Source organism: Streptomyces sp. KLMMK (genome assembly GCF_036961605.1).
GTDB lineage: Bacteria > Actinomycetota > Actinomycetes > Streptomycetales > Streptomycetaceae > Streptomyces > Streptomyces telluris.
In genome coordinates, this window is record NZ_JBAMDC010000431.1 from 1 (window position 1) to 5,202 (window position 5,202).

The following is a 5,202-nucleotide window of genomic DNA, read 5'->3' on the forward strand; positions in this document are numbered from 1 at the left end:
CCGCGCCGCCGGCGGCGACCGATGCCCTCGGCAGCGCGCTGGCCCGGTGGTTCGGCACCCGCACCGCCCTGACCGACGGGCCACGGGCTGCCTGACCGACGGGCTCTGCTCCGCCTACTCCGGCTCCTCCGGCCTGTCCTCGTACTCGGGCAGGCACAGGGTGGTGAGCGCCCCGCCGTCGGGGGCGTTGGCGAACGTCAGCTCCGCGTGGATGGTCCGGGCCTGGCCGACGGCGATGGTCAGGCCCAGGCCGTGGCCCTTGGTGCTGGTGCTCGTGGGCTCGGTCCGGAAGCGCTGGGGGCCGTGTTCGAGGAGGTAGCCCGGGTAGCCCTCGCCGTGGTCGCGGATGGAGACCACGGGCCCGTCGACGGTGACGACGACGGGCGGGCGGCCGTGCCGGTGGGCGTTGACGAGCAGGTTGCTCAGCACCCGCTCCAGGCGGCGCCGGTCGGTCTCCACGCACGCGTCCTTCAGGACGCGCACCTCGGCCTCCATCCCGGAGGCGCGCACGGCCCGCTCGGCCAGCCGCCCCAGCAGGTGCGCGTCGAGGTCGGCCTTCTCCGTCAGGGAGTCGAGCCGGGAGATCTCCAGCAGGTCCTCGGTGAGGCGGCGCAGCGTCTGCACCCGGTCGCGCACGAGCTCGGTGGGCCGGCCCGGCGGCAGCAGGTCCGCGGCCGCCTGCAGCCCCGCGAGAGGGGTGCGCAGTTCGTGGGCCACGTCGGCGGTGAAGCGCTGCTCGCTCTGCAGCCGGGCCTGGAGGGTGCCGGCCATGGCGTCGAGGGCCGCGGCGACGGCGGCGACCTCGTCCTGCTCCCGGGCGGGGCGCGTGGTGCGCGGGTCGGCGACGCGGGCGTCGAGGTCGCCGGCGCTGATGCGGCGGGCCACGTCGGCGGTGCGGTGCAGCCTGCGGGTGACCCGCGAGACGGCGAAGACGCCGATGAGCAGGGTGCCGCCGATGGCGAGCGTGGCGGAGCCGGCGATGGCCCGGTCGAGGCCGTCGATGGTGTCCTTGCTGTGCCGGTAGTCGAACCGGGCGGCGATGACCCCGGCGTCGGCCGGCCCGGCGGCCCACATGGTCGGGGTGCCGTCGTGGTCGCCGAGGGCGGTGCCGCGCTCGCCGCGCAGCGCCATCTCCTGGAGCCGCCGCGGGAGGTCGGGCGGGTTCAGGGCCGCGGGGCGGTGCATGGGGTCGCCGGACGCGTAGGCCCTGGTGGCGGCGTCGAGCCGGGACAGGGCCTCGGAGCGGGCCTGGTGGACGGTCTGCCGGGTGACGATGACGTGCACGAGGACGCCGAGCACGGTCGCGACGACGCAGCACACGACGGCGAGGAAGAGCGTGAACTTCCCGTAGAGCGAGCCGAGGCGGGAGAGTCTGCGGAGGCGGGCCCGCAGACCCCGCAGGCGCCGCGGCCGGGCGGTCACCGGCGACGCTCCGGGGCGCGCGGGGTGGCCGGGGCGGCGCCGGACTCGGCGCGGCGGATCTCGTAGCGCCGGAAGTCCATGTAGTGGTTCTGGGTGTTCCAGGTGTAGACCGAGCGCAGGGCGTAGTGCGGCGTCGTCCACGGCTCCCAGACGATCAGGTCGCGGCCGGCGACCTCGACGGACGAAGGCTGGGCGACGGTCGACAGGACGCGGGTGAGCACCCCCTTGACGAGGGTGTAGGCGCGCAGCGAGAGGAAGTGGTCCTCCATCTCGATGCCGACGATGAGGTCCTCGCGGCCGTCTCCGGTGAGGTCGCTGTAGACGGGCCTGCGGATGGGGCAGTCCCGCTGCTGTCGCTGCGCGGAGGAGCACGACGAGGCGACCTTCGCGGCGGTCGCGTCGTCGAGGGCGTCGGCCCCCGTGACGCTGTTGCGGCTGGCCGTGACCTCGGCCTTGACCGCGGCGTAGGCGTCCACCTTGTGGATGTCCCCGGAGGGGACGGGCGCGACGCCGGGGACCTTCGTGGCCGTCTCGCCGTCGTGCTGCGGGCCGCTCGGCGACGGGGCCGGCGTCGCCTGCGGCCACAGTCTGGACGGGGCCGAGGCGGGGGCCGTCCGGCCGGCGCCGACGGGCTCGCCCGCACTCGCGCACCCGGTCACCGCCGCGAGCACGGCCAGCGCACCCAGCGCCCGCAGGGCGCGCCGGCGGGAGGCGGCACGCGGCACGGCGCTCCCGGCGTCGGGGCAGGTGGATCGGGGCACTCGGAGGTTCCATCGTCGGCTGGCGGCGGCCCCTGTCCGGGGCCCGGGATACGCCACGATGTTATGCGAGCCGCACACCGTGCCCTCCGGGCCCGCCGCAGGCCACGGCCGGGAGCCCTGCCGCAGGAGGTGTCCGCGGCGGCCCCGCGGGCGGCCCCTGCCCGGCCGTACGGTCTACCTCTTCCTTCCCCGGCGCTTGGCGATGGTGGTCATGACGACCGGCAGGAGCAGTTCGAGCGCCCGGGTGACCTGGGCGACCGGCAGGCCGGTGCGTTTGGCGACGGTTTCGGCCACGGGGCCGGTGATCTTCCCGAGGACGCCGGACATCAGCCCTCCGCCCAGCCCGCCCCCGAGGCCGCCGAACCCGCCCGCGCCGGCTGCTCCGGCCGGGGTCGCGCTCTCCTGGCGGGTGAGCTCCTCGGGGAGGGCGGCGACGGTCTCCCGGACCATCCTCGTCGCCCCGTCCGCGTCGGTGCCGAGCTCTCCTGCGAGCTCCTGGATCCTGTCCTCACCCAGCTCGTCCAGTACGTCCTGCTGCAGCGCTTCATCGCCCATGGAGCCGACACTACGCGGGCCGAACAGATCTCGGTACGCAAGGTAGTGCGGCGATCACCGTGCGGAACGGCGCGCGCCCCCGCGCCGGGGCCCGCGGAAGCGGCGGCACCGAACTCAAGATCCTTAAGCGGCTCGGCCCGGGCTTTCACCTCATTGAGGGGAAATATGACCTTCCGATCTACCTGCCAGGGGCACGCGAACTAGCGTGGGCGGCCATGTCGCACCCTTTCGCTCTCCCCTCCTTCTACATGCCGTATCCCGCGCGCCTCAATCCCCACGTGGAAGGCGCCCGGGAGCATTCCAGGGCCTGGGCCCGCGAGATGAACATGCTGGAGGGCTCCGGCATCTGGGACCAGGCGGACCTGGACGCGCACGACTACGCCCTGCTGTGCGCGTACACCCATCCGGAGGCGTCCGGCCCGGTGCTCGATCTCGTCACCGACTGGTACGTCTGGGTGTTCTTCTTCGACGACCACTTCCTCGACGTCTTCAAGCGCACCGGTGACATGGCGGGCGCGAAGGCCTATCTCGACCGGCTGCCCGCCTTCATGCCCCTGGACGCCGGCGAGACCCCCGAGCCCACCAACCCGGTGGAGGCGGGTCTCGCGGACCTGTGGGCGCGCACGGTCCCCTCGATGTCGGAGGACTGGCGCCGGCGCTTCATCGAGAGCACGCGGCACCTGCTCAACGAGTCCGTCTGGGAACTGTCCAATATCAACGAGGGCCGCGTCGCCAACCCGATCGAGTACATCGAGATGCGCCGCAAGGTGGGCGGCGCCCCCTGGTCGGCCAATCTCGTCGAGTTCGCGGTGGGCGCCGAGGTCCCCGGGGCCGTCGCCGCGAGCCGGCCGATGCGGGTATTGAAGGACACCTTCGCCGACGGCGTGCATCTGCGCAACGACCTCTTCTCGTACGAGCGGGAGACCGAGGCCGAGGGCGAGCTGGCCAATGCGGTCCTCGTCCTGGAGCGGTTCCTGGGCTGCGACACCCAGCAGGCGGCCGACACTGTCAACGACTGGCTCACCTCCCGGCTCCAGCAGTTCGAGCACACCGCCCTGACCGAGCTGGCGCCCCTCTTCGAACTGCACGGCCTGGACCCGCAGTCCCGCCTCGATGCCTTCGCCTACGTCAAGGGGCTCCAGGACTGGCAGTCCGGTGGCCACGAGTGGCACATGCGTTCCAGCCGCTACATGAACGACGCCCCGGGAGAGGCCGTCAACGCCCCCGGGGCACTGCTCGCCGGGCCGCTCGGGCTGGGCACGTCCGCGGCGCGGATGTTCACCTCGATCGCGGCGACGGCGCCGGCGCGGCTGCGCCGCCACACCCACGTGCCGTTCCAGGCCGTGGGCCACCTGCCGCTGCCGGACTTCCCCATGCCGTATCCGCTGCGGCTCAACCCCCACCTCGACACCTCCCGCCGGAACAACATCGCGTGGGGGCGCCGCATGGGGATGCTCGCTCCCGACCCGGCCGTCCCCGGCTCGGGGCTGTGGACCGCGGAGAAGCTCGCGGACTACGACTTCGCGCTGTGCGCGGCAGGCCTCCACCCCGGCGGAACCAGCGGGGAACTCGACGTGGCCACGGACTGGCTGACCTGGGGCACGTACGGCGACGACTACTACCCGGTGGCCTTCGGCGGGCAGACGGGGGCGGCCGGCATGGCCGCGGCGCAGGCGCTCACCGACCGGCTGCTGCTGTTCATGCCGGTGGGCTCCCCCGTCACCCCGCCCCCGGAGCACGTCATGGAAATCGGACTCGCGGACCTGTGGGCCCGTACCACCGCGGCCATGACCGAGGAGGAGCGCGCCGGCCTCCACGCCGCCGTGAAGGCGATGCTCGACGCCTGGCTGTGGGAGCTGTGGAACCAGAAGCAGCACCGCATCCCCGACCCGGTGGACTACATCGAGATGCGGCGCCAGACCTTCGGGTCCGACATGACCCTGACGCTGTGCCGCAACGGCCTCGGCACGGCGCTGCCGCCGGAGATCTACCGCACCCAGCCGGTCCGGGCCATGGAGAACGCGGCCATGGACTACGCCACCCTGATGAACGACATGTTCTCGTACCAGAAGGAGATCCAGTTCGAGGGCGAGGTCCACAACGCCGTCCTGGTCGTCGAGAACTTCTTCGACTGCGGGCGCACGGAAGCGCTGGGCATCGTCGCCGACCTCCAGGCCTCGCGGATGCGGGAGTTCCAGCACGTGGTCGACTACCAGCTGCCGGTCCTCGCCAAGGACTTCGGTCTCGACGACGAGGCGCGGGCCGCGCTCGGGAGGTACGCCCAGGAGCTGCAGGACTGGATGGCCGGCATCCTCCACTGGCACCGGGAGTGCCGCCGCTACGGCGAGGAGGACCTCCTGCGCCACAAGGGCGCCCCGGCGCCCGTCACCCCGCCCTTGGGCACCCCCACCGGCCTCGGCACCTCGGCCACGCGGCTGCCGGCCCTGCTCCGCTCCCCCGCCGC

General features: G+C 73.4%; 4 protein-coding genes. 1 reads left to right on the top strand and 3 read right to left on the bottom strand.

Annotation, left to right across the window (positions count from 1 at the left end):
• Positions 1-114: 114 nt before the first annotated feature.
• The 3 genes from V7793_RS32950 to V7793_RS32960 all read right to left on the bottom strand — a co-directional run bounded on the left by V7793_RS32950 (position 115) and on the right by V7793_RS32960 (position 2,738).
• The gene (locus tag V7793_RS32950; protein ID WP_336013381.1) at positions 115-1,422 is read right to left on the bottom strand and encodes a sensor histidine kinase; all 1,308 of its coding nucleotides are present in this window, start codon (positions 1,420-1,422) and stop codon (positions 115-117) included.
• Positions 1,419-2,183, bottom strand: a complete 765-nt coding sequence (locus V7793_RS32955) for a hypothetical protein (protein ID WP_336013382.1) — start codon at positions 2,181-2,183, stop codon at positions 1,419-1,421. The genes V7793_RS32950 and V7793_RS32955 overlap by 4 nt, the downstream gene beginning before the upstream one ends.
• A 174-nt stretch (positions 2,184-2,357) precedes the next feature.
• Positions 2,358-2,738, bottom strand: coding sequence for a DUF937 domain-containing protein (locus tag V7793_RS32960; RefSeq protein ID WP_336013383.1), 381 nt, complete (start codon positions 2,736-2,738; stop codon positions 2,358-2,360).
• Between the two features lie 215 nt (positions 2,739-2,953).
• Here V7793_RS32960 and V7793_RS32965 point away from each other — a divergent pair.
• The coding region (locus V7793_RS32965) for a terpene synthase family protein (RefSeq protein WP_336013384.1) at positions 2,954-5,202 on the top strand (2,249 nt) is incomplete at its 3' end.

Coding starts and splice junctions, on each gene's coding strand:
- V7793_RS32960 (WP_336013383.1), bottom strand. CDS start 2,738: ATGGGCGATGAAGCGCTGCAGCAGGACGTACTGGACGAGCTGGGTGAG.